The sequence below is a fragment of the Arthrobacter glacialis genome (genome assembly GCF_002909415.1).
In the GTDB taxonomy this organism is placed as follows: Bacteria; Actinomycetota; Actinomycetes; order Actinomycetales; family Micrococcaceae; genus Specibacter; species Specibacter glacialis.
Window position 1 is genome coordinate 170,496 of record NZ_PPXB01000001.1, and the last position, 25,708, is coordinate 196,203.

A 25,708-nucleotide genomic window follows, 5' to 3' on the forward strand; every position below is an offset into this window, starting at 1 on the left:
ACGCCGGGCGGCCTTTGCTCTGCCCCACGCCAGCATCGCCGGTACCGGGGCGTTGCCCGTGCGCCTCGTGATGACCGTGCCCGAGACGGAACATTTTTGCTTTTCCACCCGCCACCCCATAATGGGCATATGAGATTAGGCGTGCTCGACATTGGCTCCAACACCGTTCACCTGCTCCTTGTTGACGCACGACCGGGGGCTAAACCCGTCCCGTATGCCTCGCACAAACGGCCGCTGAGCCTGGTGGCGCATCTTGATGAGCAAGGCAACATCACCGATGAGGGCCAAAGCGAGCTCATTGAGTTCATCTTGGAGGCATGGGAGTTTGCCGCCAAACACAAGGCCAAGGACCTTTTGGCCTTCTGCACCTCAGCCATCCGCGAGTCCACCAACGGTGCGGCAGTGCTGGATAGGGTGCAGCATGAGACAACTGTCCGCCTGACTGAGCTCACGGGTGAAGAAGAGTCGGCCATGACGTTCTTTGCCGTGCGCCGTTGGCACGGCTGGGATGCCGGGACCATCCTGAACTTGGATATTGGAGGTGGCTCCTTTGAAATCTCACAAGGCGAGAATGAACTCCCTGACCAGGCCCATTCAGTACCCTTGGGAGCAGGGCGGCTGACCCGGGAATGGCTCGCCGAGGATCCGCCCACGGCCAAGAGCATCAAACTATTGCGCAAACACATCAAAGCCACGCTCCGGGAGCCGGTCGCAGCCACAAAACTGCTCGGCCCGCCCAACATCGTCACCGGCTCTTCCAAGACGTTCCGGGCGCTAGCACGCATCACGGGGGCCGCGCCGTCGTCCATGGGACCCTATGTGCGCCGCGAACTGCACATGAGTGATCTGGGGCTGTGGTCCCAGCGGTTGTCGGCCATGTCCTCGGCGGACAGGCTGCACCTGCCAGGAGTTTCCGCGCCACGGGCCCAGCAAGTGCTGGCGGGGGCGCTGGTGGCGCAGACGGCCATGGAGATGTTTGGTGTGACAACCATGCAGATCAGCCCGTGGGCCCTGCGTGAAGGACTGATCCTGCGGCGTTTGGACCAGCTGGTTTTTGACGGCCCGCTGGACCCGCCAGCCCACGTTGCCAAGCTGATGAACTCGAAAAACTAAGTAGGCGGATATGACTCAAACACCGAAAGACTCGCCTGCGGAGCACAACCAGGCGGCAGCTAACAGCGCCCCGCGGGCCCACATTCCCGTGGCACTTTCCACCGCCTCGGTGTACCCGCTTTCAGTGCATGACGGCTTTGCCGTGGCGGCTGATCTGGGCTACGACGGCGTGGAAGTCCTTGTCACGCACAATGGTGACAGCCAGGATTCCGCCGCCCTGACCAGGCTGGCCGAACGCTACGACCAGCCCATCCTGGCCATCCACGCACCCACACTTCTGCTCACCCAGCAGGTGTGGGGCAGTGCCTGGAACAAGATCCAGCGATCGGCCCAGATGGCTGTTGACGTTGGTGCTGAGGTGGTGGTGGTGCACCCGCCGTTCCGCTGGCAGAACGACTACGCCGAAACTTTTGCCCACGGTGTGCGGGACATTGCTGACTCGTTTGGGATTCGCATTGCCGTGGAGAACATGTACCCGTGGCGTGTGCGCGGACGTGAGGCCTTGGCCTACCTGCCGCACTGGGACCCTGTTCCGTTGGACTACCGCGACGTCACCTGGGACTTTTCCCACGCCGCCACGGCCGGGGCGTCAAGCTTGGATGCCGTCAGGGCGTTGGGGGAGCGGCTGCGGCACATTCACCTAACGGACGGCATTTCGCCCTCCACCAAGGACCAGCACATGATCCCCGGACACGGCACGCAGGAGTGCGTTGAGGTGCTCCAACATATTGCCCACAACGGGTTCGACGGCGCTGTTGTCGCCGAAATCTCCACGCGCAAGGCCAAGGGGGCCGGGCAGCGTGAGGAATGGTTGGCTGAAACCTTGGAATTTGCCCGGGTGCACCTGGGGCAGACGGCGCCGTAACGGCGGACAAGTTACGCTAAAAAGTTGCGTTAAAGCGAAATCGCCGGAGGAAGCTCAGCCAGTGGATGGGGGGATTCACTGGCGAGATCTCCGGCGATTTGACTGGTCTTCAGGACAAGACCAGTCCGATCATCACTCGCACCCTTATGAGGTAATTAAGAGATTACGGGGCGTGCTTGAGAATAGCCGGGGCGCCAGCTGTGCGTTTGCCATTAAGCGGTCCATTTTGGGGGTGCAATTTGGGCTGCAAGAAGCTGCGCGGTTGCATGCCGTGCCGTGGCCAACAAAGATGGGGACATGATGAAAAAGATTGTGTTTCTTGGTTGCGGCTCCATGGGTGAGGCGATTCTGGCTGGCATGTTGGCCGCTGGAGTGTCCCCGCTCTCCGTTGTGGTGACTGTGCGTCGCCCGGAGCGGGCGCACGAGCTGGCCACCCGGCACGGTGTCACAGCCCTGGCCTCCAACGAGGAATCAGAGGCCAACATGGAGGCCGTGGCAGGGGCCAGCGTGGTCATCCTGGGGGTCAAGCCCGTCGGGATCATGGATTTGTGCCGTGAAATTGCCGACGCCCTGGAATCAAACGCGGTGGTTATCAGTGTGGCAGCGGCTGTTTCCCTGGCACAGCTCGAAGGTGCTTTGCGCCCGGGTCAGCCGGTGGTGCGCTCCATGCCCAACACGCCCTTGAAGGTGGGCCGAGGAGTGGTTGCCCTGTCTGCGGGAACGTCCGCAGATGAGCACCATCTGGCAGCAGCTCACGAAATTTTCGACGGCTCGGGCGTGGTGCTCGACATTCCAGAAGAACAGCAGAACGCGGTCTCGGCCATCAGCGGCTCCGGCCCGGCCTATGCTTTTTATCTGGCTGAAGCCATGGCGGCAGCAGCCGAGGACTTCGGCATCTCACCGCAGATAGCACTGATCTTGGCCCGGGAAACCGTGGCCGGCGCCGGCATCATGTTGACCGAACCCGGCGCGAATCCCACGGAGCTGCGCCGTGCAGTCACCAGCCCCAACGGCACCACGGAGCAGGCCATTGCCAGTTTCGACCGGGACGATCTGCCCGGAATCGTCCGGACGGGCGCCCGTGCAGCCGCAGCCCGTGCAGCAGCCATCACGGAAGAACTCTCCGCCAAATAAAGCTATCGGGCAAGAGGCTAGGGGCGAGGACGTCGAAACGGTCTTTCGCTGCTGATATATCAACAGCGAAAGACCGTTTCGGCGTCCCCGGCCTGCCAGAGGGTCAGTGGTGAGACTCGAGGGCCAGCAGCAGTGCCTTTGCCTCCACCCCGCCCAGATAGGCGCCCTGGCTGCCATCGGAGCGGATCACCCTGTGGCACGGCACCACCAACGGCAGCGGATTGCGGGCGCACGCAGTTCCCACGGCCCGGACGGCCCGGGGGCTGGACGTCAACGCCGCCACTTGTGCGTAACTGGCCGTGTGACCATACCCGATCTCCGGCAAGTGGGCCAGCACCTCACGGCGGAAGCCACTGGCCAGCCTGAAGTCCAAGGGCAGCTCAAAGCTGTGGCGGCGGCCGGCAAAGTACTCGTCCATTTCCCGTGCGGCCAGATCCAACCGTGCCGGTGCCCGCACAATGCGGGGACTGATGGTGGCGGCCAGGGATTCCAGCACAGAATCGTGGCCTTCGCGGGCAAACGCCACCCGCACCAGACCCAGCTCGGTTCCGGCCAGCAGCAACGGACCCACGGGGGAATCAAGCACCCTGTACGCAACATCCACCAGTCCGCCCGATTCAGCAGCCAACAGGAAAGCGCCACGCAGCCGCTCCAGCGCGCCAGCCTCGAGGTCCGCCACGGCTGCGAGCTCAAGGGGCAGTTCAACGTCAGTGTTCACCAGAAGTCCTTTCACTCACTGTGCGGCTTTGCGCCAAAATCACACGCAGCGCCTTCATGCCGTCGGAGGCAGCTCGTCGCGCGGCCTCCGGCGAATTCCCCAACAGGTGGGCCACCTCCCGATACGGCAGCCCTGCCAGATGATGAAACACCACTGCCTCACGCTGGGTGTGTGACAGTTTTGCCAACGCCGCCCACACGGTTGCCGCTTCCAGATTGGCTGCAACAACATGTGCGACGGCGTCCCCGCCACCGTGCCCGGCGGCACCAAGGCGCGCATCACCGGCAAAGATTCCGTCGGAGGAGTCAGACACCCCGGAACCACTCGCCGGGACCGGGAGCCGGAATGACTTCCGGTGATGGTCCACAGCTTTGTTGCGGGCTATCGTCACCAGCCAGGCCTGCCAGTTGGTGATCTTTGAAGCCGTGGGATAAACCCGCAAGGCGGCCAAGAAGGTCTCCTGCCAAACGTCGTCGGCATCGCTGACACCCACCAGAGCCCGGCAGACCCGCAGTACGGTGGCGCCATGAGTGGACACCAGTACCTCAAACGGCGGCAAAGTGGCGTCCCTTTCGGGTTTGCTCAAAGCCGGCTCGGTCAAAACAACGCCTCGGTGCCTGTCCACGCCGGGTTCTCCAACTCCAACAGGAATTGCTTGCGGTCCAAGCCACCCGCATAGCCCACCAAGGCGCCGTCGGCCCCCACCACCCGGTGGCAGGGGACGATGATGCTGATGGGGTTGCGGCCATTGGCCGAGCCCACGGCTTGGGCCATGGACTTGTCGCCCAGCATGGCTGCCAGTTCGCCGTAGCTGCGCACTTCCCCGAACGGGATTGCGCGCAGGGCCGCCCAGACCCGGTGTTGAAAGGGGCTGCCCAGCGGTGCCATCGGCACGGAAAACTGGTGCCGGGAACCGGCAAAATACTCCGCCAGTTCGGCAGCCGCCTGCCCCAAAACAGCCGAATCGGCAGCGGCAACCCGCCCGCCCATCGTCTCCTGGGCGGGCCGTCGCTTGTGCTCGGCCATGTACACAGCCTGCAGTCCGGCGTCGTTCGCCACAGCTGTCAGCAGGCCCAACGGTGAGTCGAAAATCAAATGTTCAAGCATCAGTCCTACCTCCCTATCCTGTAGACGATCGGCAGGGCGAAAACGTGAGTTTAGGGCCGTGCGGCGAAGCGTTCCAGCAGGTCAACGTACCCGGAAACAATGAGCATGTCGCGGCTGGAAACGCGCGTGTGCGGTTGGGCGTAGGTGAAGTCCTCGCCCGGCGACTTCACGCCAACCACCGTGACGCCGTATTTGGAACGCACCTTGGATTCCTCGAGGGTGAAGCCCTGGGTCTCCTTGGGCGGGTACATTTTCACTATCGCGAAGTCGTCGTCGAACTCGATGAAGTCCAGCATGCGCCCGCCCACCAGGTGCGCGGCACGGACGCCGGCGTCGGCTTCCGGGTAGATGACGTGGTTGGCGCCAATGCGGGTCAGGATCTTGCCGTGCGACTGCGTGATGGCCTTGACCCACAGGTGCGCAATGCCCAAGTCCACCAAGTTCACTGTGATGAGCACGCTGGATTCGATGGAGGTTCCCACGCCCACGACGGCGGAGCTGAAGTCCTGTGCCCCTAGCTGGCGCAGCGCGTCAATGTTGGTGGCGTCGGCCTCGACCACGTGGGTGAGGACGCCGGCCCACTTTTGCACCAGCGCCGGGTCACGTTCAATGGCCAGCACTTCGCGGCCCTGCTTGACCAGCTGGTGTGCCGTGGCGGCACCAAAACGGCCCAAACCCACCACCAAAACGGGTGCGTTGTGCGGCGGGCGGTTGTTGGAGTCTGTTTTCTCAGCCAATGATGGGCCTCTCTTCCGGGTAGTGGTACAGCTGGCGGCGCTGGCGCAAGGCCAGGGCTGCGGCGAGGGTGATGGAGCCAACACGGCCAAAGAACATCATGGCACTGAGTACGTACTTGCCCGACGGCGGGAGCTCGGCACTGAGCCCTGTGCTCAGTCCCACGGTGGCGAAGGCGGAGATGGTTTCAAAAAGCACCCTGTCCAGGCTTTCGCCGGAGATGGCCAGCAGCAATCCGCACGCGATCATGACGAACGTTGCGCCCATCATGATGACGGAGATGGCCACGCGCATGGTGCCCTGGGGGATGGTGCGGCCGTAGATTTTGACGTCATTGTCGCCTCGGGCCTCAGCCACGATGGCCAGGAACATCACGGCCAAGGTGGTGACCTTGATGCCGCCAGCTGTTGATGCGGAGCCACCGCCCACAAACATGAGGGCGTCCGTGAGCAGCATGGTGGAGGAATTCATGGCGTTCATGTCCACCAGGTTGAAACCCAGGGAGCGGGTCATGACGGAGGCAAACACGGAGTGCGTGATCTTGTCTCCTACGCTCATGCCGCCAATGGTGGCCGGATTGGTCCACTCCATGGCGCCCCATATCAGGCTGCCCGCAACAAGGAGCATGAGGGAGACCTGCACCGTGAGCTTGGCGTGCAGCGTCCACTTCTTAAAGCGGAACCCTGTCACCAACAGGACCATCATGACGGGGAAGCCCAGGCTGCCAACAAATCCGCCGATCATCAGCGGGGTCAGGATCCACAGGTCGGCCTCGTAGGGGACCACGCCGTCGGAATGGGGTGTGAAACCAGCGTTGTTAAACGCTGAGATGGAGTAAAAGGTGGCATGCCAAATGGCTTGGGGGAGCGATTCGCCCAGGATGAGGAAGCGGGGGGCCAGGGCCAGGGCCAGCACTACTTCCGCGGCAACCGAGGTGCTGATAACAATCCGCAGCAGGGTGCCCACCTCGCCGAGCCGGCCGGCGTTCATGGCCTCCTGCGCGATGAGCTTTCCACGGACGCCCAGGCGCTTGCTGACCATCAGGGACATCAGGGATGCCAACGTCAGGATGCCCAAGCCGCCAACAAAGATACCAATCAAGATCACGAGCTGGCCAAAGAATGACCAGTGCAATGCAGTGGAAACCGTTGTCAGGCCTGTCACGCAGACGGCGGAAACAGCCGTGAACAGGGCGTCGTGGAAGGCTGTGGCCTGACCGCTACGGGATGCGACGGGCAGGCACAAGGTCAGGGTGAAGGCCATGATGACCAAGGCAAAAACAATCAAGGCCAAACGGGCGGGGGAGCTGTTGGCGACGTGGTCTACGAAATCCCGGACACTGACCACGACTCTCAACGGCCATTTCGGGAGCCCTTGTTGAAGTGTTGAATTTGCTGCCAACGCGTTGCTGCCCTTCCTGCCGTAGATGTTGCCGAGCCGTGGATACTGCAATTGCTGCCATACTTCGATAGCCTGTGGTGGATGTCATCCTTTGCCAGCGCAGGACCAGCGGCCGTCCCGACAAGCATAGTCTGCGATGCGGCCATGTCGGCGTACAATTTTGGCCCCCATCATCCGATGTCCCCGGCCCGTCTTGACCTCACAGCATCACTGGCTCGTGAGCTGGGGATTTTTGAACTGCCGCAGGTGGATGTGGTGGAGTCCTATGTGGCGGGCGATGACCAGCTCGCCACAGTTCATGACCGCGACTACATAGCCGCGGTCCGCCGGGTGGGGGATGACCCCACCCTGAGTGATCCCGACCGTGGTCTGGGCACAGAAGATGACCCCGTCTTTGTCGGGATCCACGAAGCCAGCGCCCGATTGGCCGGGGGATCCTTGCTGGCCGCAAGCGCACTTATCAGCGGCGCCGTCCCGCGCGCCGTGAATTTTGGTGGCGGCATGCATCACGCCTTCGCCGGCAAAGCCAGCGGGTTCTGTATATACAACGACACCGCCTTGGCCATTGTTAAGCTGCTGGAATCAGGGGTTTCCAAAGTTGCCTACATTGACATAGACGCCCACCACGGCGACGGCACTGAGCGCATCTTCTGGGATGACCCCCGGGTGTTGACCATTTCACTGCACGAATCCGGAGTGACGCTCTTTCCAGGCACGGGGTTCGCCAATGACCTGGGCGGGCCACTGGCAGAAGGCACCGCCGTGAACGTTGCCCTCCCAGCCGGCACCTCGGATGCCGGTTGGCTCAGGGCCTTTCACGCCGTCGTGCCTCAATTGGTGGAAGCCTTTGCGCCGGAGGTCATTGTCAGCCAGCACGGCTGCGACTCGCACCGGGAAGACTCGCTGACCCATCTGAACACGAGCGTTGACGGGCAGCGTGAGGCGGCTCTGAGCATTGCGGCGTTGGCGGACAAGATGTGTGGCGGGCGGTGGATTGCCACCGGCGGCGGCGGCTACAACATTGTGGGTGTGGTGCCGCGGGTGTGGAGCCACCTGATGGCCATTGTGGCGGGCAAACCAGTTCCGCTGCGAACTCCCGTGCCTGAGACGTGGCGCAGTCATGTTGCGCAGAAATACGGCAAGGTAGCTCCGTTATTCATGGGGGAGGATGCTGATACGTGGTGGCGGTCCTGGGAAGTTGGTTACAACCCCTCGGACGCGCTGGACAGGACAGTGATGGCCACCCGGAAAGCGGTTTTCCCCATGTACGGGCTCGATCCGTGGTTTGACTGATCCCCAACTCCTCCCCAAACCTCAGCCGCTGGCGCGTCCGAAGTTCGGGGCCCTCGGGCGTGTGGGCCCAGCCCAACAAGGGCGCCCGGAGAGTCAAAAAATACTGTAGCCGGCATATGTCGCTAGAGTAGTGGGATGGTTGTTGAAAAAGTCTTTGCGGTGATTGCCGAAAGTACCCGCCGGGACATTTTGGAAGCCCTGGCTCAGGAGAGCAAGGCCGTGGGTCAGCTGGTGGATGAACTGGGGGTCTCGCAGCCAACAGTGTCCAAGCATTTGCGCGTATTGCGCGAAGCAGGCGTTGTCACCATGCGCGCGCAGGGCCAGAAGCGGTTCTACGGGATCAACACGGAACCCCTTGCGCTGGTTGCCGGGTGGCTGGAATCCCTCGGCGCCACAGCGCCCGGACTTTCCGGTACAGCCGTGGCCCCACTCCATACGCGGGCCCCTCTTGCCGGTGCAGGGCACGTTGCGGCCCCGGCTGCGCCTCAGCCGGTTCCTGCCACAGCAGTGCCTGTTGCTGCGCCTGCGGCAGCGAAAGAAGTGCAGCCCGCGGAAAAGCTGGTTCCCGCGGCAGCCAATGGTGCCCGAGTCCCCACCAGCGCAGCGCCAGTTGCCGGTGCGCCCGCACCTCATGCCAGCAATGCCGCCACCAGTACCGCCGTCAGTACTACCCCTGCTGCCCATGCCGCAGCCAACGGGGCGGCCGGAGTCCGGGCAACAGGGACAATTCCCTCCAGCCAGGCGGCGGTGATTGTGCAATCGAATGAAAACGATGGTGGTGTTCCCGGGCAGATTAGCCGTAGCGTGGGCCGTGCAGCCAATAAGGCGGCAGATTTGCTGGCCAACCTTCCGGCATTGCCTACTTTTAGGCGCCGCAAAGACTAGGTAAACGGACCGCAACTCCGCCTGATCCCGCGTTTTATGCATGAACATGCATGACGTTTCGAAGAATGGGAAAAATTAGTCTTACGGCCGTGGTGACTGGAAGATTGCCAGTGAGCATATTTATGCGCTTTTTTCGCGCCTCACCCTTTTCAGGAGACTCATGGATACCAGGCTAGAAGCCATCCGGGAGCAAGTTTTAGCTCGCAACCCCGGCGAAAAAGAATTCCACCAGGCTGTTCTTGAAGTGTTTGAAAGCCTCGGTCCGGTTTTGGATAAGCATCCAGAATTCGTTGACGCTGCCGTTCTGCAGCGCTTGTGTGAGCCCGAGCGCCAGATTATTTTCCGTGTGCCGTGGATGGATGATTCGGGACGCGTGCAGATCAACCGCGGTTTCCGTGTTGAGTTCAACTCGGCGCTTGGCCCGTACAAGGGCGGCCTGCGTTTCCACCCGTCGGTGTACTTGGGCATTGTGAAGTTCCTCGGCTTCGAGCAGATCTTCAAGAACGCCCTGACCGGCATGCCCATCGGCGGCGGCAAGGGTGGGTCCGACTTTGACCCACGCGGCAAGTCCGACGCCGAAGTGATGCGCTTCTGCCAGAGTTTCATGCTCGAGCTGTACCGCCACATTGGTGAGTACACCGATGTCCCCGCAGGTGACATTGGTGTGGGTGGCCGCGAAATCGGTTACCTGTTCGGCCAGTACAAGCGCATCACCAATCGCTACGAGTCGGGCGTTTTGACCGGCAAGGGTGTTGGTTGGGGCGGTTCGCTGGTGCGTCCGGAAGCTACCGGTTTCGGTACGGTTCTGTTCGCCAACGAGATGCTCAAGACCCGCGGCACCACCTTCGATGGCCAGCGCGTGGTGGTTTCCGGCTCCGGAAACGTTGCCACCTTCGCCATCGCCAAGGCGCAGCAGCTCGGCGCAAACGTTGTGGCCTGCTCGGATTCCTCCGGCTACATTGTGGATGAGAACGGCATTGACGTTGCCCTCCTGCGCCAGATCAAGGAAAAAGAGCGCGGCCGCCTGAAGGAGTACGCGGTTCGCCGTGGAGCTTCCGTCAGCTACGTTGAGGGCGGTTCCGTCTGGGACGTCAACGCCACCGTTGCCCTGCCTTGTGCAACGCAGAACGAACTCAACACCGAAGCAGCCACCAAGCTGGTCAAGAACGGCCTGATCGCCGTAGCTGAAGGCGCCAACATGCCTTCCACCAGTGGTGCTGTTGCCGTCTTCCAGGAGTCCGGCACCTTGTTCGGCCCCGGCAAGGCAGCCAACGCCGGCGGTGTAGCCACCTCAGCGCTGGAAATGCAGCAGAACGCCAGCCGCGACGCATGGACGTTCGAGCACACCGAGGCCCGCCTCACCCAGATCATGGTGGGCATCCACGATCGCTGCGCCGAAACAGCTGACACCTATGGCTCCCCGGGCAACTACGTGGTTGGTGCCAACATTGCCGGCTTCGTCAAAGTTGCCGACGCCATGCTGGCCCAGGGTTTGATCTAAGCTCCTCCGCCTCAACTGACCCGCAGAAATCGCCGAAAAACAGCTCAAAATGCCATTTTTTCGGCGATTTCTGCGGGTCAGTTGCATCAGCTGGTGGGCGGCTTCGCCGCGCCAGGGGTACCTGAAAATTCTGCCGTGGTTTATGCGCAGCCGTGGAAACCAGTGTGGCGCATAGACCCCATTCTGGGCACGCCTGCTTTGGTTATGCGTCGAGCCAGGAGCCAGTGCGGCGCAGCTGTGACACTGGCGCAATGCCCGGTATCAGTAGCGCGCATGCCCAAAGTGGCCCCGGCTCTCAGGCTGGCGCATAAGCTGCCAACACCGCACAGCTGGCCACCAGCAGACTCTTTGAAGAGCTGTGGGCAGCTCGGAAACGAGGTCATCCTCATCCTTGCCGCCTAACTCACCCAATTAACGTCTCAGATTTGTTTGTGGCTGCAGTTGTCAGTGCGCACGCACATGAAAGGATTTTACAAATCCTTGACAGTCCGTTTGTTAGCGCTCACACTTGATGTTGCGCACGCGCCCGCCATCCCGAGCGGGCCACTCTTTGCGAACCCCAGGAGCGAACGTCCATGTCCCGTGCCCAGATGAGAATTGACAGCAACTTCACCATCGCCGAGCCGCTCCACGTGGGCGCCGGAACGAGCACGGCCACGGAGACGCCGTCGCCCATCCCTGGCTACTTTGCCGATCCCACCATTGCAGTAGTTGACGGGCGATACTTGGTGTTCGCCACCACCGACGGTTCCCCGGACTGGGGTTCAACAGCCTTCCGCGCATTTACCTCGCACGACCTGCTCACGTGGGAAGACCACGGCGTGGCCTTTGACGTGCGGGACTCGGCATGGGCTGCCGGGCACGCGTGGGCGCCGGCCTATGCGCACGCGAACGGATTGCACTACCTGTACTTCACCGCCGACCGCGGCTCCATAGGCATGGCCGTGGCCGAGGCGGCTGCGGGCCCCTATGTGGACACCGGACGGCCGCTGGTTGCGGAGGGCGACTTTGCCGGGGTGGCGATAGATCCGGCGATCTTCACCGACGACGACGGGGCAAGCTACCTTTATTGGGGAAATTCGGTGGCCCACGGGGTCCGGCTGGGTGCGGACATGGTTTCCTTTGACCCGGCCCAAGTGGTCTCTTGGGTGCCCCGGGATTTCCGGGAAGCCGCGTGGGTGCATCGGCGCGGTGACAGCTATTATCTGTCCTGGTCGGTCGATGACACCCGCAGCGAGGACTATCAGGTCCACTACGCCACGGGCTCCGGACCTCTTGGTCCGTGGCGGTACCGCGGGGTTCTGCTGTGCAAGGACGCTGGCCGTGGCATTCTGGCCACGGGACACCATGCCATTGCGCGCGTGGCCGGGACTGACGACTGGGTGGTGGCGTACCATCGCTTCGCCATACCCGGCGGCAACGGCTACCATCGCGAGCTCCGTTTTGACAGGCTGCACCATAGGCCGGATGGCCTGCTGGAGCAGGTGGTTCCCACGGCCGAGCCGCTGTGCCTGCCGGTGCCGGCCGTGGCGCACGGAGCGCCGGAATGATGTCGGGCGGAGGGTTCTTGCTGTCCTACTTTCTGAGCGAAGAGGTGTCCGACGGCGAACAAGTCCGGTTTGCGCTCAGCGATGGCCCGGAGCCGCTCGCATGGACGCCGCTCAATGCCGGCTTGCCCGTTCTGCCATCCGCCGTGGGGGAAGGTGGCACCCGCGATCCCTTCCTGGTCCGCGATGAACGAGGAAACCGCTTTGTCTTGCTGGCCACCGACCTGAAGATTGGCGCGGGGCAGGACTGGGACCGGGCCACCCGCCATGGCAGTGATTCGATCATCGTCTGGGAATCGGCTGATCTGGTGACATGGCAGGGCCCCTTCCGACGCTGTGTGTCCACCCCCGATGCCGGCAATACGTGGGCGCCGAAGGCTTTCTGGTCCCACGAACGCAGTGCCTGGCTGGTTTTTTGGGCTTCGGCCCTGTTCGCTCCCGGTAGTGGCCGCGAAGCCGGCAGCCACCAACGCATGATGGTTGCCGAAACCACGGATTTTCGCACTTTTGGGGACCCTGAGGTCTACCTTGACCTGGGCCATGACGTCATTGACGCCACCTTCCTCGTGGAGCAGGGGCGCCACTACAGGTTCTCGGCCAACGCCATGGGCCCGGAAGGGTCGGCAACGGCGGGCCGGCACATTTTTGGGGAAGTCGGGACTTCTCTGGACGACCCCGCCTTCACCCCGCTGTCGGTGGACATTGGCAAGGGCGTGATGGTCCAGGCGGAGGGCCCGGCCGTGGCTGCCGATCCGGCCGGCGGCCGCTGGTATTTGCTGGCCGATGAATTTGGTCTGCGCGGATACCAGCTGTTCGCCACGAGTGACCTTGCTGGTGGCGTCTGGGAGCACCTGCCGGACGCTGCCCTGCCGCCGGGTGCCAGGCATGGATCCCTCCTGGCCGTCAGTGCGCAGGAAATGGCGCGGTTGCGGTCCGCGCAATGGTAGTACCGCCCACACCTGTAGCCAGTGAGCGCTAACAAGTGAGGGACAAATATTTCGGGGACGTTTCGGAATGCGCTTGCCAAGTCACCCGCAGCGAGATATTGTATCGTTTCATAAGCTGTTATTTTGGTCACGTTCACAGGTGACACCAAGGATTCGAAAAGCACCAACAGCGGCGGCCACAGTGGCCCCGAGCAAGTCTACGAGCGAGGGAGCTCCCATGATCAGCAGAAGGAAATTCATCACCAGTATTGCCACGGGTGTGGCTGCCACCGCATTGCTGTCCGCATGCGGCAAATCCGGCGACACTGCCGGCGGCGGCACTGCCGAAAACCCCACATTGGTGAACTACACCTGGTGGGGCAACGATGACCGCGCAGCGCGCACCAACAAGGCCATTGCACTGTTCAACGAGAAAAACCCCACGATCAAGGTTGTGGGCACGTTTACCGACTGGGCCGGCTATTGGCAGAAGCGCGCCACGGAAGCCGCCGGGGGTGGCTTGCCGGACGTCATGCAGTGGGACTTGTCCTACCTGCGGGACTACGCTCAGCGCAACCAGCTGCTGGACTTGGGCCAGGCCGGCATCGACATGTCCGGCTTCGACGCGAAGCTGCTGCCCTCCGGCAAGGTCAATGACAAACAGGTTGCCCTGCCCACCGGCACCAACGCCTTCGCCGTCTACTACGACCCGGCCAAGTTGCAGGAAATCGGCGTTGCCGAACCAACCGGCGAGTGGAGCTACGCCGAGTACCAGCAGTTCCTGCTCGATGCCGGTACCAAGAGTGCCGGCAAGTACTATGGTTCCACCGACTTCACCGGCATCTGGTGGCAGTTCAACATCTGGCTGCGCCAGAACAAGATCGAAAGCTTCACCTCTGAGGGCAAGCTCGGCTTCACCAAAGCAGACCTGACCAAGTGGTGGAACCTGAACAAGGAACTGCGCGGAACCCCCGCCATTATTCCCTCCGACAAAATCACCCAGTTGCTGCCCAAGTCCCCCTTCGGCGCCAACAAGACCGTCTCCGAGCCCACCTGGGACAACTTCATGGGCGGTTACCTTGCTGACTCCGGGGCGAAGGAACTGAAGATGGTGGCGGTCCCCTCGGACGATCCCAACAACCTTGGACTGTTCCTGAAGCCCGCCATGCTCATGGTGGCCAGTGCAAAGACCAAGAACAAGGAAGCTGCGGGCAAGTTCATCGACTTCATGCTCAACTCTCCCGAGGTTGGCGCGATCTTCAAGACCACCCGCGGCGTCCCGGCGTCGAAGATCCAGCGCGAAGCCACCACGTTCGACGGCGTCGACGCCCAGGTTGTGGCCTACGAAGAGTCCATTGCCAAGTACCTCAGCGACGCACCGGAACCCCCCATTGTTGGCTTTGGCACGCTGGAGACCGAATTCCTGCGCATCCAGGAAGAGCTCAATTACGGCAAGGTTACCGTGGACCAGGCTGTTGACCAGTGGTTCACGTCCGCTGAAGACGTCATCCAGCAAAACGCGTAGCAGACGAGAGTATTGCATTGGCACAAACACCAGCCCCGACCCGGCGGGCGCAGTTCGGCCCTTCGCTGCGAAATGAAAAATCCAAGCAGCGGAGGGCCGAGGCTCTCACCGGATACACCTTTTTGCTCCCCTGGCTGTTGGGGTTCATTGCCCTGACTGCAGGGCCCATGATTTCTTCGCTGTACCTTTCCTTCACCAACTACAACTTGTTTGAAGCGCCCAAGTGGATCGGGTTCGACAATTACACGAACCTGTTCGCCGACGAACGCTTCCTCCAGTCCGTCAAGGTGACCCTGACCTACGTGGTCTTTGGTACGCCGACGAAGTTGGCTGCGGCATTGGCCATTGCCATGCTGCTCAACAGCAAGCGCCGGGGCCAGGGCTTCTACCGCTCAGCGTTCTATGTGCCTTCGCTTATTGGTGCCAGCGTTTCCATCGCGATTGTGTGGAAGGCAATGTTTGGCGATGCCGGCCCCGTGGACCAGTTCCTGAGCTTCTTCGGGATCGGTCTGGGCGGTTGGGTGGGAAACCCCAATATGACCATGCCCATGATGATCTTGTTGACTGTCTGGCAGTTTGGGGCCCCCATGATCATCTTCCTGGCCGGGCTCAAGCAGGTCCCCGCGGAACTTTACGAGGCGGCCGAGATGGATGGGGCCGGCTGGCTGAAGAAGTTCACCAGCATCACCTTGCCCATGCTTTCACCGGTGATCTTCTTCAACTTGCTCATGGAGACCATCCACGCCTTCCAGATTTTCGCCTCCGCCTTCATCATTTCCAACGGTTCGGGCGGGCCCGCAGGTTCCACCATGTTCTACACCCTGTACCTGTACCTGCGAGGTTTTGGCGACTTCCGCATGGGCTACGCCTCGGCCATGGCCTGGCTGCTGCTCATCGCCATCGGCATCATCACCCTCATCTTCTTCAAGACCTCCAACAACTGGGTCCACTACAGTGGGGATGAAAAATGACCACCACAGCAATCAAGCCCGACACTGCCGCCAGCGGCACCTCCGGGGTAGCGGGAAACCGCCACCCCCAAGGCCGAACCATTCTGGGGAAGAGCCTCAAAGCACTCGTCTTCCACGGAGTTTCCCTGGTATTGATAGCCGTGGTCCTCTACCCGGCCGTCTGGATGGTGGCATCGTCCTTCAAACCCAGCAGCGAAATCGTCGGCAACGCCGCCATCTGGTCAAGCAATTTCAGCTTTGACAACTTTGTGAAGGCCATGGACGGCATTGGCGGAGTCAGCACGCTGCAGTTCTTCGGTAACTCGCTGATCCTGGCTGTTGGCTCGGTGGTGGGCGTTGTGTTTTCATCCACGGTGACTGCCTATGCCTTCACACGCATCAATTTTCCGGGGCGGAAACTGTTCTTCACCCTCATGATCGTGACACTGCTGCTGCCGTTCCACGTGGTCATCATTCCGCAGTACATTATCTTCCAGCAGCTGGGCCTGGTGGACACGTTCATCCCGCTGCTGTTGGGCAAGTTCCTGGGAGCCGAGGCGTTCTTCGTCTTCCTCATGGTTCAGTTCATGCGAAACCTGCCGCGGGAGCTTGATGAGGCGGCACGTATTGACGGGGCAGGGCACGTGCGGATTTTCCGCAGCATCATGCTCCCGCTCATGAAGCCCTCCATCATCACCGCCTCCATCTTTTCGTTCATCTGGAGCTGGAACGATTTCCTTGGCCCGCTGCTCTACTTGAACAGCCCCGAGAAGTACCCGCTGCCGTTGGCTCTGCGCCTGTTCGTGGACCAAACGCAAAGTTCGGACTACGGCGCCATGATCGCCATGTCAGTTCTGGCCTTGCTGCCGGTGCTGCTGTTCTTCCTGATCTTCCAGCGCCACATTGTTGAAGGTGTCTCCACCCAGGGACTGAAGGGCTAGCCATGTCTGCCACCCGCCGGACCACGCGCCAGGAACGCAATGCCAGGCTTGCCGCAACGGCAGCACCAAAAGTCAACAAGTTTGCTTTGTTGAGCGAGACGCTGCTGTTGGGCGTGTGCCTGTTCGTGCTGGGCCTGCCCCTCGTGACCGCCCCGGCAGCGTACGCTGCCGGGGCGGCCCACATGGAACGCCATGTTTCGGGCCGCCCCGACACCATCGCCTCGCTCTGGACCGACTTCAAGGCAGCATTGCCAGGCAGCTGGAAGTTCGGCCTTCTGGCGCTGGGCGCTGCCCTGGTGGCCGGCGTCAATCTTCTGTTGGCTGGGTCCCAGCAATTGCCCGGTGGCAGGGCTGTCCTGTTCGCCACCGTGGTTCTGGCCGGGGGGCTTGCCGTGTTGCTCCTGCGGACGGCGGGCCTTTGGCAGGAGGAACGGGCACGTAGTGCCGCGGAGGCAGGTTCGACGGCGGACCCCGCCAGTTCCGCGTGGGCGGCTTCTTGGGCACAGGCCAAGCGTGAAGTCGCTGGTGACTGGATCGGCACGCTCTTGTTGCTCGTAGCCATGGCCATGTGCCTGACGTTCGTGTGGATGTTGCCGCCGCTGGTCTTCATTGTGCCCGGCGCCCTGACGCTGGCGGTTGTGTCGGTGCGGTTCCGCCAGCGGAGCCTGCACGGCTAAACGCAGCACCGCAAAGCGGCACCGCCATACAACAACTAAAAGTACGGCAACACACAAGGCGGCCTCCGGGTCCCAGGAAATCCTGGGACCCGGAGGCCGCCTTGTTGGGTCTGTCATGGTTTGAGACTGCAGCTGATGTGGGTGCCGGACGGGCGCACCCGCATCAGCTGCAGTCTCAATTATGGAAAGCGTTAGCTTTCGGCGATCACGGCCACGGCGCCGGCTGCCACAACCCCGGCAAACGGTGTCCCGCTGATGAGCTCAAGACCGGCCGCGGCAACAGCTGCGTCCTCCCGGCCGTGATTGATGGCGAAGAGGTAGCCGGCTCCGTCCGCTGCCCGACGGCGGGTCAGCTCAACGCCGGGAGCAACCGCCACGGGGGCGCTCACGCCGGACTCCGCCAGCAGCGACCCGAGGATCCCATCCAGAGCATCCTCCTCCGGGAACGTGGCCAGGTACCAGGCGGCACCGGCGCCGGTGGAGTTCCGGGTCAGTGCGGGGACGCCCTCCAACGGGTATTCGGTGAAGCTGGCCAGGGCCTGCGCCCCCGCCAAATGCACATGTTCGCTCCAGATCCGCCCTGACCAGCCGGTGCCCCCGGCGCCCGCCGGGGCAACGGCGGCCGTGGCCCCGGCGGCCAGCGGGTGGAACTCCTCGGTGGAAATACCCAGGAGTTCGCGGAAGGCGCCTGGGTACCCGCCCAGCCGGACGGCGTCGTTCTCGTCAACAATGCCGCTGAAGTAGCTGATCAACACTGTTGCCCCGCGGTGGGCGGCGGCGGCAATGTTGGCGGCATCGGCGTCGTTCACCGAATACAGCGTGCACGCGAGGATCAGATCGTAACCGTCCAGATTCGCTGATGGGTGGAGGAAGTCAGCGGTGATGCCGCGACGGAACAGGGCCCGGTGGAAGGCGCGCAGCAGGTCTAGGTACTTCACGTCGGTGCTGGGATGGGAGTCTAGTTCGCTGGCCCACCACGCCTCGTAGTCAAAGATGATGGCCGTGCGGGATTCGACCAGTGAGCCCTGGATGGCATTCAGGGCCTGCAGGGCGGCGCCCAGCTCCAGCACCTCGTTCCAGACTCTGGTGTTGGTCCCGGCATGCGGCAGCATGGCCGAGTGGAACTTCTCCGAGCCGGCCTTGCTTTGGCGCCACTGGAAGAACATGACAGCGTCCGCGCCGCGTGCCACATGCGCCAGCGAGTTGCGCTGCATTTCGCCGGGCAGCTTGGGCAGGTTGCGTGGCTGCCAGTTCACGGCGGAGGTGGAATGCTCCATCAGCATCCACGGCTTTCCGCCGGCAATGCCCCGTGTCAGGTCGGCGCTGAAGGCCAACTCAATGTGGCGTTCGGTGTCGGCGGCCACCAGGTAGTGGTCGTTGGCGATGACGTCCACATGGGCGGCCCAGTCAAAGTAGTCAAGGGTTTTGGTGGCGCTGGAGGCCATGAAGTTGGTGGTCGCGGGAATGTGCGGGGTCACCTCGCGAATGACCTCAAGCAGCATGTCGTAGTAGTCGATGAAGGCCCAGGAATTAAAGCGGGCAAAGTCCAGCTGCTGTGTGGGGTTCAGTGTTGTGGGGGCAGCGCCGGGGGTGCGGATTTCCTCGAAGCTGCCGTAGCGCTGGGACCAAAAAGCGGTGCCCCAGGCCTCGTTCAGCTCCGCAATGGTGCCGTAGCGCCGTTCCAGCCAGCCGCGGAAGGCCGCAGTGTCCTCGGGGCCGTGGAAGTCGCCCACGTGGCAGCCCAGTTCGTTGTCAACATGCCACAACACCAGCGCCGGGTGGTCCTTATAACGTTCCGCCAGCACACGGGTGATTTGCGCGGCATACTGCCGGTAGACGGACGACGACGGCGAGTAGTGACGCCGCGACCCCGGTCCCAGCGTAGTCCCGTCGGCTGAGACCGGCAGGATTTCCGGGTGCTTGCGGACCAGCCAGGGCGGCGGTGCCGCCGTGGCCGTGGCGAGGGCAACCTTGATGCCAGCTGCGCCGAGGTTATCCATGACCTCGTCGAGCCAGTCGAAGTCATACTGCCCTTCGGCCGGTTCCAGCCAGGCCCAGGAGAATATCCCGACGCTCAGGGCCGTAACGCCTGCTTGGCGCATGAGGTCCACATCCTGGAGCCGAATCTCCCGGGGCCACTGTTCCGGGTTGTAGTCCCCACCGTAGGACAGCCCGGGAAGGGCCTCCCACAACGTGGCCGCGCGCAGCTCGGCGGCGCCAACGGGTTCTTGGGCCGCGGCACTCTTCGGCGGCGGACTGGACTGCTGGGGGTTCGGGGACGACATGGAGCTCCTTTGGTCTGATGCAGGTAAAAAGGAATTGCTGAGTTCAAGAATTGGTTGTGGGGCCGCGCCCTCAGGCTTGAGTCGCTGGGGGCTTCCCGGCGTTGGCCCAGTGGGCGGCCTGTGCGTCGCTGGCGATGCCGTCGGCTAGGGTGACGGTGATGGTGCGCGTCAGCGCCTGCCCCGGAGCCAGCACGACGGCGGCATCCCCGGCAAGCGCGGATCCTACCGCGGGGTAGTCCGTGGCACGCACAAACCAGGGATCGGCGGCTTCCGGCGGGGCGGAGAACACCAAGGTGGCCGGCTTTCCGGAGAACTCCCCGGACCAGGCCAGCCAGGGTGCGCTGCTGCCGTGGACAGCCGATTCACCGGTTGCCGAGGCTGTGCGGATGTGCGAGTTTTCCACGGCAGGCAGGCGCCAAAAGAAGCCGCCGTAGCCGCTGCCCCGGTGCCCGTTGGAACCGGGGCTGCCCAGGTTCACGGCCTCGGCCCCGGCAGTGGTCAGCGTGAATGAAAGTGTCAGTCTCCAAGCACCCTCGGGCAGAGCTTCCCAGGACCAGGACCGGTTTTCGCGCAATATTTCCTCACCATCGGGTCCGCACCACAACAGTTCCTGCTGCCGTGACGCCGCCTGGTCCACGGAGGCTGTGCGCCGCACAGTGCCGTGGTCCGCCCGCCAGATGTAGGCGCCCGCATCGCGCCGGTACGTTTTACCGCCCCAGAAATTCACGCCATTGACGTCCTGCAAGGCCACTCCAGCGCCAAGATGCCAGGGGTGGTCCAACGGCAGGGCCTCGGTAACAACCACACCGCCCAGGGTGGTGACCGGGTGCAGATACGGACGTGGCGAGAGGGTTGTGGCCACGTTTTCGCCGCTGAGCTCACGGGCGACTTCCACGCCCGCAACCACAATGCTGTCCACGGACGGGGCAGGCCGGGCCCACGGTGCGCCGATTTCGCTGAAGGTGGCCTGCGCCGCCGTCGCCCGTTCAATCCAGGTGCCGATGCCAGTAATGACGGGATGGGCGGCAGTCCCCTCGCCATGCCACTGAAGGTGTTCATCGGCTATGGGTTGCGGGTCGGGGGCCGTGCGCACTGCTTCCAGCACACTCATGAAGGCGCCGCTGTTCTCAAGAGAGCTGAGCAGGGGTGTGCCGTCCGAGCGGTGTGCCAGCAAATTCTCCAACAGATCCGTGCGGGCAAATTTTTGCAAGGTGGTGCCCGCAGCAGTCGTGATGTCCAGAATGTCCTCGGTGTAGTAGAAAACCGCCGTACCGTCGGTGCCGTGAACGGTGACAAAAGGGTCTGATTCTTCCGGCGCACACACCGTCAAGGCACTGACGACGCGCGGCCCCTGCGTGGGTGTGATCCGCACGCTTGAGGTGTCGTCGCCTTCAATCTGGTGGGCACGGTACAAGTCGGTTTCGACTGTTTCAATCTGCTCGGCGGAGTGGATGCCGGCGATGTGCAGGGCCGTGGCAACTGCGTGGGCCAGTGGATTGGTGGTGACTCCATCCACCACATCCACCCCGTTGATGGTGCGCTTGCCGGCCCAGCGCGAGCGTTGGTAGTAGGCCTTGTCGCGGACCCACATGCCGGTGGCGCTGACGCCGGTGATGGCGCCAAGAGCGCCCTGGGACATGGCGGTGGCCAGTGCCGGCAGTGCCAGCGAACCGAGCGACTGGAAACCGATCTGGACTGAGTTGCCGGCGGCGGCCGCAGCTGCGCGCAGCTCCTCAAAGGCGGACATTGAGGCGGCAGTGGGCTTTTCCAGATAGACGTCGGCGCCTGCCGCCAGAGCGGCCAGGCCCAGCGGTGCATGGGTTTGAATGGGTGTGGCGATGATGACCACATCCGGCGAGACTCCAGCAGAGAGCAGCTCCGCCAGATCATGGAAAATCTTGACGTCTTCGGCCAAGCGTCCCGGTGCTGGAGGGTTGGGATCAGCCACGGCCACCAATTTCAAGGCCCCTGCAGCCGCCAAACGGTCTAGATTGATCAAATGGTGGGCGCCAAAGCCATGAACTCCCACAAGTGCGATCCGGGGGAGCGAGGTGGGCCTGGCGTGGGAGGTCTGCGCCGTAAGAAGGTTTTCCATGCTGCCCATGCGTTTGATCGGTCTCCATCTGTGCTTGCTTTCACGGAGGGCAAAAGCGAATTGGGTAGAGGTGCCCCGGGCCCTTTGACAGCACAACCCGGGGGTGCGAAAGTGATCGCCACCACGTTAAGTGAAACGTATCAAAAATGCGTTATGTGGTCAATATGAGCTGCTAGCCGCCCGCGCATCGTGACCCCGGCAAGGGGCCGCCTCGGCATACACCATTACAGTGGAAATCGAGGCGGCCCCTGACTGGCCCAGCGGGGCTCTCAGCAGCTACTTGGCGAACGTGTGGGTCCAGCTGGATTGGCTGCCTGTTGTGATGGAGAAATGGGGCTTGGGCACCGCCGTCACCGTCACTGTGCGCTGCTTGACCTTGGTGGAACCTGGCTTCGCTTTGACCCAGTCGAGGTAATAGTCCATCGAGCTTGAGTTCGGTGTAATGACTATCCCGTGGGGGGATTTCCCGGCATTGACAAAAGTCGGTGCCGCAGGAGTTTCGGCTGTGGTGAGCAAGGGGACCTTGGTGAAGTCCATGTCACTGGCAAGGTAATAGCTGGTGTAGGCGGGTTGGTTGTAGGTGGTGTTCTGCCGCGCAATTTCAACCCGGTATTGCGGATCGTGCATGAGCGTGGTCAGTTTGTGGTTCGCCACCTCAGTGCTTGTGTAGATGCGGAGCGCACTGGAATCTGCGGTCCGCACCAGCAGTTCTTCGCGCCAGTCACCGAAAACGTCAGCCACTAATGACGCCGTGCCCTTGGTGCCGTTGTTGGTGCGCGTGCCACTGGCGGTCAACACCGTACCCTTTGCCCAATCGTCAATGGTCGGTGTGGAATCGCCGCTGCCATTGACGATTTGGGTGGTCAGTTGGGCGGACCATCGGATGGACTGGTTGGTTCCCGGGGTTGATGCTGACAAGTTCTGGCCGGTGGCGCTGAGCAACCCGCTGGCTTCGGTTCCGCCGGGCATGCTCGACCAAACTTCCATGCCGGCCACGTCGGGGCGCACATCACCAATCATGCCGCGGCCGGTGTCCTTCCCCGAGTAGGCGCCGAAGATCAGCTCCCCGGTTGCCGCGTCACGCATGGCTGAACCGTAGGGGGCACTTGTGGCCCCTTCGTGGACTGTGAAGATCTCCAGTCCGGGCCGGTTGGGGTCAATATCGGCCACGTGCATGGCGTCGCCGTGCCCCAGGCGTGCGCTTTCACCCGGGGCGCTGCTCAGTGGTGGCAGGTCGTCGAAGGAGCTGTACAGGACCGAACCGTCGTCGTCGATCGTGGCCGAGCCGTAGACAATCTCCTGCTTGCCATCGCCGTCAACGTCCGCAGCGCTCAGGGAATGGAAGCCTTGCGTAGTGATCTTGCCGTACACGGGGTCTGTTCCGTCACGACCATGCGGGGAGTCCTTGAAGGGGTTGCTCATGGGGGCGTGCCCGCTGTCGATGAGCCAACGTTGCTTGAGTGTTTTTCCGTTCCAGTCGTAGCTGGCCATGGTGGTGCGGGTGTAGTAGCCGCGGGCAAATACGGCCGATGGCCGCTTGCCGTCGAGATAGGCAACGCCGGCCAGGAAGCGGTCCACACGGTTGCCGGGTTCGATCCGGGACATTGCGTAGTCGCCCCACATCAGCCCGTCGTCTCCGCGCCCGGGCTCGTACCGTACAGTCTGGAGTTCCTTGCCGGTGGCGCTGTCAAATACGGTGAGGTACTCGGGGCCGGCCAGGATGAACCCTTCAAAGGTTCGCAATTTGTTGTTTGCGCTGCGCGACGGCGCGTAGACGTCCATGAAGTAGTCCACCAAATCCTCTGCGTCGGTGCGGGACAGGGGGTAGCTGTGGGTCACGGGGATGCCGAGAGCTTGTTCAAGCGTTGCTGGCCAGTTGCCGGCCACCACTTCCGGGTGCTTGGACCAGCCCTGAAACATTTCCACCAGGTGCTCGTGGTAGCCGGCGGCGCTGAGGCGGTAGTCGTCCTGGTTGGAGTAGCCGGCCTTGATGTCATCCTTGGGCAGCGTCACGAACGACTGCTTCTGGACTTTTCCATCCGCTGAGTAGCTGGTCGACTTTGTGCCAGGTGCCGTCTTGAGGATGGTTTCAGAACGGCCGTCGCCGTCGAAGTCGTAGACCATGAACTGGGTGTAGTGGGCGCCGGCCCGGATGTTCACACCCAGGTCTATCCGGTTGAGCAGCGTGCCGTTGAGCTTGTAGGTGTCCAGGTAGACAGTTCCGGTGTAGCCCACCTGGGAGACGTCCTTGGCGTTGGCCGGATCCCATTTAACGATGAATTCGTAGGCACCGTCTCCGTCCACATCGCCCACGGAAACGTCGCTGGCGGAGTAGCTGAACGGGGCGCCGGCGGGGGTGACGCCGTCGGCAGGTTTCTGCAACGGAATGTCGTGATAACCCTTTTCCCAGGCCGTGGTGGTGCTGCTTTGGGTAAGTTCGATGCCGTTCACTACCGCGGCCACTGAATATCGAGATGACGCCGATCCTGAGGTGTCCGCGAAATTGGTGCTGTCCGTGACGATGGCCAGCTTGACGCCGTCACGGTAGACGGCGAAGTTCGGGCCAGTCATTCCTGTTTCTGATGCGCCGGTGGTTTCCGGGGCGAGCAGCCGCCAACTGAGGAATACGCCTTCGCTGGTGGAGACCGCCACGAGTCCCCGGTCCAAGGCTTCAAGTTGTACGGCGCTCGTCTTTGGGGGCTCGTGGTTGGCTGCGCTGGCTGGCTGTGCGGCGCCTAACACTAAAGCTGCGCAGGCCGTCACCGCCAAGGCCGTGCGGAATGGGTGTTTATTGAGATTCATCATTGAATCCATCTCTGGGCGGTTCGCCCCTCATTGGGATAACGCTTTCCGTCGCCGAGCGTAGCCATCAGGAAAGGGTCAGGTCAAGAGATATTCGGCAATTGATACGATTCACTATCTATTCGGACAGGATGCTGGGGGTGCAATCTTTGCGTCAGCTAAGGCGCCGCCGTGACGGGATTCGCCCCTACTGGGCCGTGCTGGCCCGGACGATCAATTCGGGCTTGAAGACCACCGAACGCGGCTTGGCGTCCGGGGTTTCCAACTGTTCTGCCAGAAGTTCAATGGCTGTCTGGCCAATGAGTATGGTGGGCTGCCGGATTGAGGTCAGGGGCACCACGGCGGAGGCGGCAAAGTCGATGTCGTCATAGCCCACCAAGGCAACGTCTTGGGGGATTCGCAGGGTGTGGAGCATGGTCAGCGACTGCATGACGCCCAGGGCCAGGAGGTCATTGGCGCAAAACAGGCCGTCGGGCAGCAGTTCGCGCTCGCGCTCCACGAGGGCATCGCCCACCTCGCGGCCGGCCAGAACCGTCAAGTCGCTGGCCTGCAGGACCTCCAGAGTTGCCCCGGGAACTTCCAGTACGGCGCGCTGGGCGCCGGCCAGCCGGTCGGTGACCTGGTGAAATTGTTGCGGCCCGGCCACGAAGGCTATTCTGCGCCGGCCAATGTCCAGCAGGTGCTTGGTGGCCATGTAGCCGCCGGAGACGTCGTCAATGGAGACGGAGCTGAACTGCCCTTCGCTTGAGGGGCTGTCCACCAGGACCACCTTGATGCCCCGCGCTGCCAGCGCAGCCAACCGCGCGGAGGTATCGGAGACCGGGGAGATGAGCACGCCTTGTACCCGCTGCTCCTCGAACAGGTCAATGTAGTGCTGCTCGCGGCCGGTGTTGTGGCCGCTATTGCCCAGGACTACAGCATTGCCGCTTTTCGCGGCGGCGTCTTCTGCCGCCCTGGAAATGGAGGAGAAGAAGGGGTTGCCAATGTCCAGCACAATCAGGCCAATGGTGCGACTGTGCCCGGCGCGCAGCTGGCGTGCCACGTCATTGCGCACAAAGCCGAGTTCTGAGATGGAGTCCAGAACCCGGGCTCGGGTCCGCTCGGCAACCCGGTCCGGGTAGTTCAGGACGTTCGAGACTGTGCCTACGGCCACGCCCGCGTGATTTGCTACATCTTTAATGCTTGCTGCCCGCATGAAATCTCTCCAC

At 62.5% G+C, this 25,708-nt stretch carries 21 protein-coding genes; 12 read left to right on the forward strand and 9 right to left on the reverse strand.

Features of this window, described 5'->3' with window-relative positions; translation table 11 throughout:
- The first annotated feature begins 129 nt into the window (after positions 1-129).
- From CVS28_RS00770 to proC, 3 genes are all read left to right on the forward strand, one after another.
- Positions 130-1,113, forward strand: coding sequence for a Ppx/GppA family phosphatase (locus tag CVS28_RS00770; RefSeq protein ID WP_103463864.1), 984 nt, complete (start codon positions 130-132; stop codon positions 1,111-1,113).
- A 10-nt stretch (positions 1,114-1,123) separates the two neighbouring features.
- Positions 1,124-1,978: a sugar phosphate isomerase/epimerase family protein gene (locus tag CVS28_RS00775; RefSeq protein WP_103463865.1), complete on the forward strand. Its 855-nt coding sequence runs from the start codon at positions 1,124-1,126 to the stop codon at positions 1,976-1,978.
- A 297-nt stretch (positions 1,979-2,275) separates the two neighbouring features.
- Complete coding sequence (gene proC / locus CVS28_RS00780) at positions 2,276-3,112, forward strand: pyrroline-5-carboxylate reductase (protein ID WP_103463866.1); 837 nt, start codon at positions 2,276-2,278, stop codon at positions 3,110-3,112.
- Between the two features lie 103 nt (positions 3,113-3,215).
- On the opposite strand, the gene CVS28_RS00785 is transcribed toward proC, so the two are convergent.
- The 5 genes from CVS28_RS00785 to CVS28_RS00805 are packed head-to-tail and all read right to left on the reverse strand — an operon-like array spanning position 3,216 to position 7,028.
- Positions 3,216-3,830: a methylated-DNA--[protein]-cysteine S-methyltransferase gene (locus CVS28_RS00785; RefSeq protein WP_103463867.1), complete on the reverse strand. Its 615-nt coding sequence runs from the start codon at positions 3,828-3,830 to the stop codon at positions 3,216-3,218.
- Positions 3,820-4,455, reverse strand: coding sequence for an RNA polymerase sigma factor (locus CVS28_RS00790; protein WP_243399612.1), 636 nt, complete (start codon positions 4,453-4,455; stop codon positions 3,820-3,822). Before CVS28_RS00790 ends, CVS28_RS00785 begins: the two co-directional genes overlap by 11 nt.
- Positions 4,428-4,937 (reverse strand): methylated-DNA--[protein]-cysteine S-methyltransferase, encoded by a 510-nt coding sequence (locus tag CVS28_RS00795; RefSeq protein ID WP_103480320.1) that lies wholly within the window; start codon positions 4,935-4,937, stop codon positions 4,428-4,430. The genes CVS28_RS00790 and CVS28_RS00795 overlap by 28 nt, the downstream gene beginning before the upstream one ends.
- 50 nt (positions 4,938-4,987) lie before the next feature.
- A complete protein-coding gene (locus CVS28_RS00800) occupies positions 4,988-5,674 on the reverse strand; it encodes a potassium channel family protein (protein ID WP_103463869.1) in 687 nt (228 codons plus the stop codon).
- Positions 5,667-7,028, reverse strand: a complete 1,362-nt coding sequence (locus CVS28_RS00805; RefSeq protein ID WP_243399641.1) for a TrkH family potassium uptake protein — start codon at positions 7,026-7,028, stop codon at positions 5,667-5,669. Before CVS28_RS00805 ends, CVS28_RS00800 begins: the two co-directional genes overlap by 8 nt.
- Positions 7,029-7,154: 126 nt before the next feature.
- On the opposite strand from CVS28_RS00805, the gene CVS28_RS00810 reads away from it, so the two are divergent.
- The 9 genes from CVS28_RS00810 to CVS28_RS00850 all read left to right on the forward strand — a co-directional run bounded on the left by CVS28_RS00810 (position 7,155) and on the right by CVS28_RS00850 (position 17,318).
- Positions 7,155-8,366: an acetoin utilization protein AcuC gene (locus CVS28_RS00810; RefSeq protein ID WP_370739446.1), complete on the forward strand. Its 1,212-nt coding sequence runs from the start codon at positions 7,155-7,157 to the stop codon at positions 8,364-8,366.
- A gap of 135 nt (positions 8,367-8,501) precedes the next feature.
- Complete coding sequence (locus CVS28_RS00815) at positions 8,502-9,251, forward strand: ArsR/SmtB family transcription factor (protein ID WP_103480321.1); 750 nt, start codon at positions 8,502-8,504, stop codon at positions 9,249-9,251.
- Positions 9,252-9,411: 160 nt separating this feature from the next.
- On the forward strand, positions 9,412-10,752 hold the full coding sequence (gene gdhA, locus CVS28_RS00820) for an NADP-specific glutamate dehydrogenase (protein WP_103463872.1): 1,341 nt from the start codon (positions 9,412-9,414) through the stop codon (positions 10,750-10,752).
- A gap of 590 nt (positions 10,753-11,342) precedes the next feature.
- On the forward strand, positions 11,343-12,302 hold the full coding sequence (locus CVS28_RS00825) for a family 43 glycosylhydrolase (protein ID WP_103480468.1): 960 nt from the start codon (positions 11,343-11,345) through the stop codon (positions 12,300-12,302).
- Positions 12,299-13,246 carry a glycoside hydrolase family 43 protein gene (locus tag CVS28_RS00830; protein ID WP_103480322.1) on the forward strand — a complete coding sequence of 316 codons (948 nt, stop codon included), beginning with the start codon at positions 12,299-12,301 and terminating at the stop codon, positions 13,244-13,246. The genes CVS28_RS00825 and CVS28_RS00830 overlap by 4 nt, the downstream gene beginning before the upstream one ends.
- Before the next feature lie 217 nt (positions 13,247-13,463).
- Positions 13,464-14,750, forward strand: a complete 1,287-nt coding sequence (locus CVS28_RS00835; RefSeq protein WP_103480323.1) for an ABC transporter substrate-binding protein — start codon at positions 13,464-13,466, stop codon at positions 14,748-14,750.
- Between the two features lie 65 nt (positions 14,751-14,815).
- The gene (locus CVS28_RS00840) at positions 14,816-15,721 is read left to right on the forward strand and encodes a carbohydrate ABC transporter permease (RefSeq protein WP_370739456.1); all 906 of its coding nucleotides are present in this window, start codon (positions 14,816-14,818) and stop codon (positions 15,719-15,721) included.
- On the forward strand, positions 15,718-16,641 hold the full coding sequence (locus CVS28_RS00845; protein ID WP_103463876.1) for a carbohydrate ABC transporter permease: 924 nt from the start codon (positions 15,718-15,720) through the stop codon (positions 16,639-16,641). Before CVS28_RS00840 ends, CVS28_RS00845 begins: the two co-directional genes overlap by 4 nt.
- 2 nt (positions 16,642-16,643) lie before the next feature.
- Positions 16,644-17,318 (forward strand): Poxvirus protein I5, encoded by a 675-nt coding sequence (locus CVS28_RS00850; RefSeq protein ID WP_243399613.1) that lies wholly within the window; start codon positions 16,644-16,646, stop codon positions 17,316-17,318.
- Positions 17,319-17,509: 191 nt separating this feature from the next.
- Here the strand turns inward: CVS28_RS00850 and CVS28_RS00855 are convergent, their stop codons facing one another.
- From CVS28_RS00855 to CVS28_RS00870, 4 genes are all read right to left on the reverse strand, one after another.
- Positions 17,510-19,603, reverse strand: a complete 2,094-nt coding sequence (locus CVS28_RS00855; RefSeq protein ID WP_103480324.1) for a beta-galactosidase — start codon at positions 19,601-19,603, stop codon at positions 17,510-17,512.
- A 70-nt stretch (positions 19,604-19,673) separates the two neighbouring features.
- Positions 19,674-21,707, reverse strand: coding sequence for a DUF6807 family protein (locus CVS28_RS00860; RefSeq protein WP_341476396.1), 2,034 nt, complete (start codon positions 21,705-21,707; stop codon positions 19,674-19,676).
- 267 nt (positions 21,708-21,974) lie between these two features.
- On the reverse strand, positions 21,975-24,500 hold the full coding sequence (locus CVS28_RS00865; protein WP_103480471.1) for a rhamnogalacturonan lyase: 2,526 nt from the start codon (positions 24,498-24,500) through the stop codon (positions 21,975-21,977).
- A 187-nt stretch (positions 24,501-24,687) separates the two neighbouring features.
- Entirely contained in the window at positions 24,688-25,695 is a 1,008-nt protein-coding gene (locus CVS28_RS00870) for a LacI family DNA-binding transcriptional regulator (RefSeq protein ID WP_103480325.1), read from the reverse strand.
- Between the last annotated feature and the right edge of the window lie 13 nt (positions 25,696-25,708).

Bases quoted from the DNA above. Each gene is read 5' to 3' on its own strand.
- CVS28_RS00770 (WP_103463864.1), top strand. From the start codon at position 130: ATGAGATTAGGCGTGCTCGACATTGGCTCCAACACCGTTCACCTGCTC.
- CVS28_RS00775 (WP_103463865.1), top strand. From the start codon at position 1,124: ATGACTCAAACACCGAAAGACTCGCCTGCGGAGCACAACCAGGCGGCA.
- proC (WP_103463866.1), top strand. From the start codon at position 2,276: ATGATGAAAAAGATTGTGTTTCTTGGTTGCGGCTCCATGGGTGAGGCG.
- CVS28_RS00795 (WP_103480320.1), bottom strand. From the start codon at position 4,937: ATGCTTGAACATTTGATTTTCGACTCACCGTTGGGCCTGCTGACAGCT.
- CVS28_RS00810 (WP_370739446.1), top strand. From the start codon at position 7,155: ATGTCATCCTTTGCCAGCGCAGGACCAGCGGCCGTCCCGACAAGCATA.
- CVS28_RS00815 (WP_103480321.1), top strand. From the start codon at position 8,502: ATGGTTGTTGAAAAAGTCTTTGCGGTGATTGCCGAAAGTACCCGCCGG.
- gdhA (WP_103463872.1), top strand. From the start codon at position 9,412: ATGGATACCAGGCTAGAAGCCATCCGGGAGCAAGTTTTAGCTCGCAAC.
- CVS28_RS00825 (WP_103480468.1), top strand. From the start codon at position 11,343: ATGAGAATTGACAGCAACTTCACCATCGCCGAGCCGCTCCACGTGGGC.
- CVS28_RS00830 (WP_103480322.1), top strand. From the start codon at position 12,299: ATGATGTCGGGCGGAGGGTTCTTGCTGTCCTACTTTCTGAGCGAAGAG.
- CVS28_RS00835 (WP_103480323.1), top strand. From the start codon at position 13,464: ATGATCAGCAGAAGGAAATTCATCACCAGTATTGCCACGGGTGTGGCT.
- CVS28_RS00845 (WP_103463876.1), top strand. From the start codon at position 15,718: ATGACCACCACAGCAATCAAGCCCGACACTGCCGCCAGCGGCACCTCC.
- CVS28_RS00850 (WP_243399613.1), top strand. From the start codon at position 16,644: ATGTCTGCCACCCGCCGGACCACGCGCCAGGAACGCAATGCCAGGCTT.
- CVS28_RS00855 (WP_103480324.1), bottom strand. From the start codon at position 19,603: ATGTCGTCCCCGAACCCCCAGCAGTCCAGTCCGCCGCCGAAGAGTGCC.
- CVS28_RS00860 (WP_341476396.1), bottom strand. From the start codon at position 21,707: ATGGGCAGCATGGAAAACCTTCTTACGGCGCAGACCTCCCACGCCAGG.
- CVS28_RS00865 (WP_103480471.1), bottom strand. From the start codon at position 24,500: ATGAATCTCAATAAACACCCATTCCGCACGGCCTTGGCGGTGACGGCC.
- CVS28_RS00870 (WP_103480325.1), bottom strand. From the start codon at position 25,695: ATGCGGGCAGCAAGCATTAAAGATGTAGCAAATCACGCGGGCGTGGCC.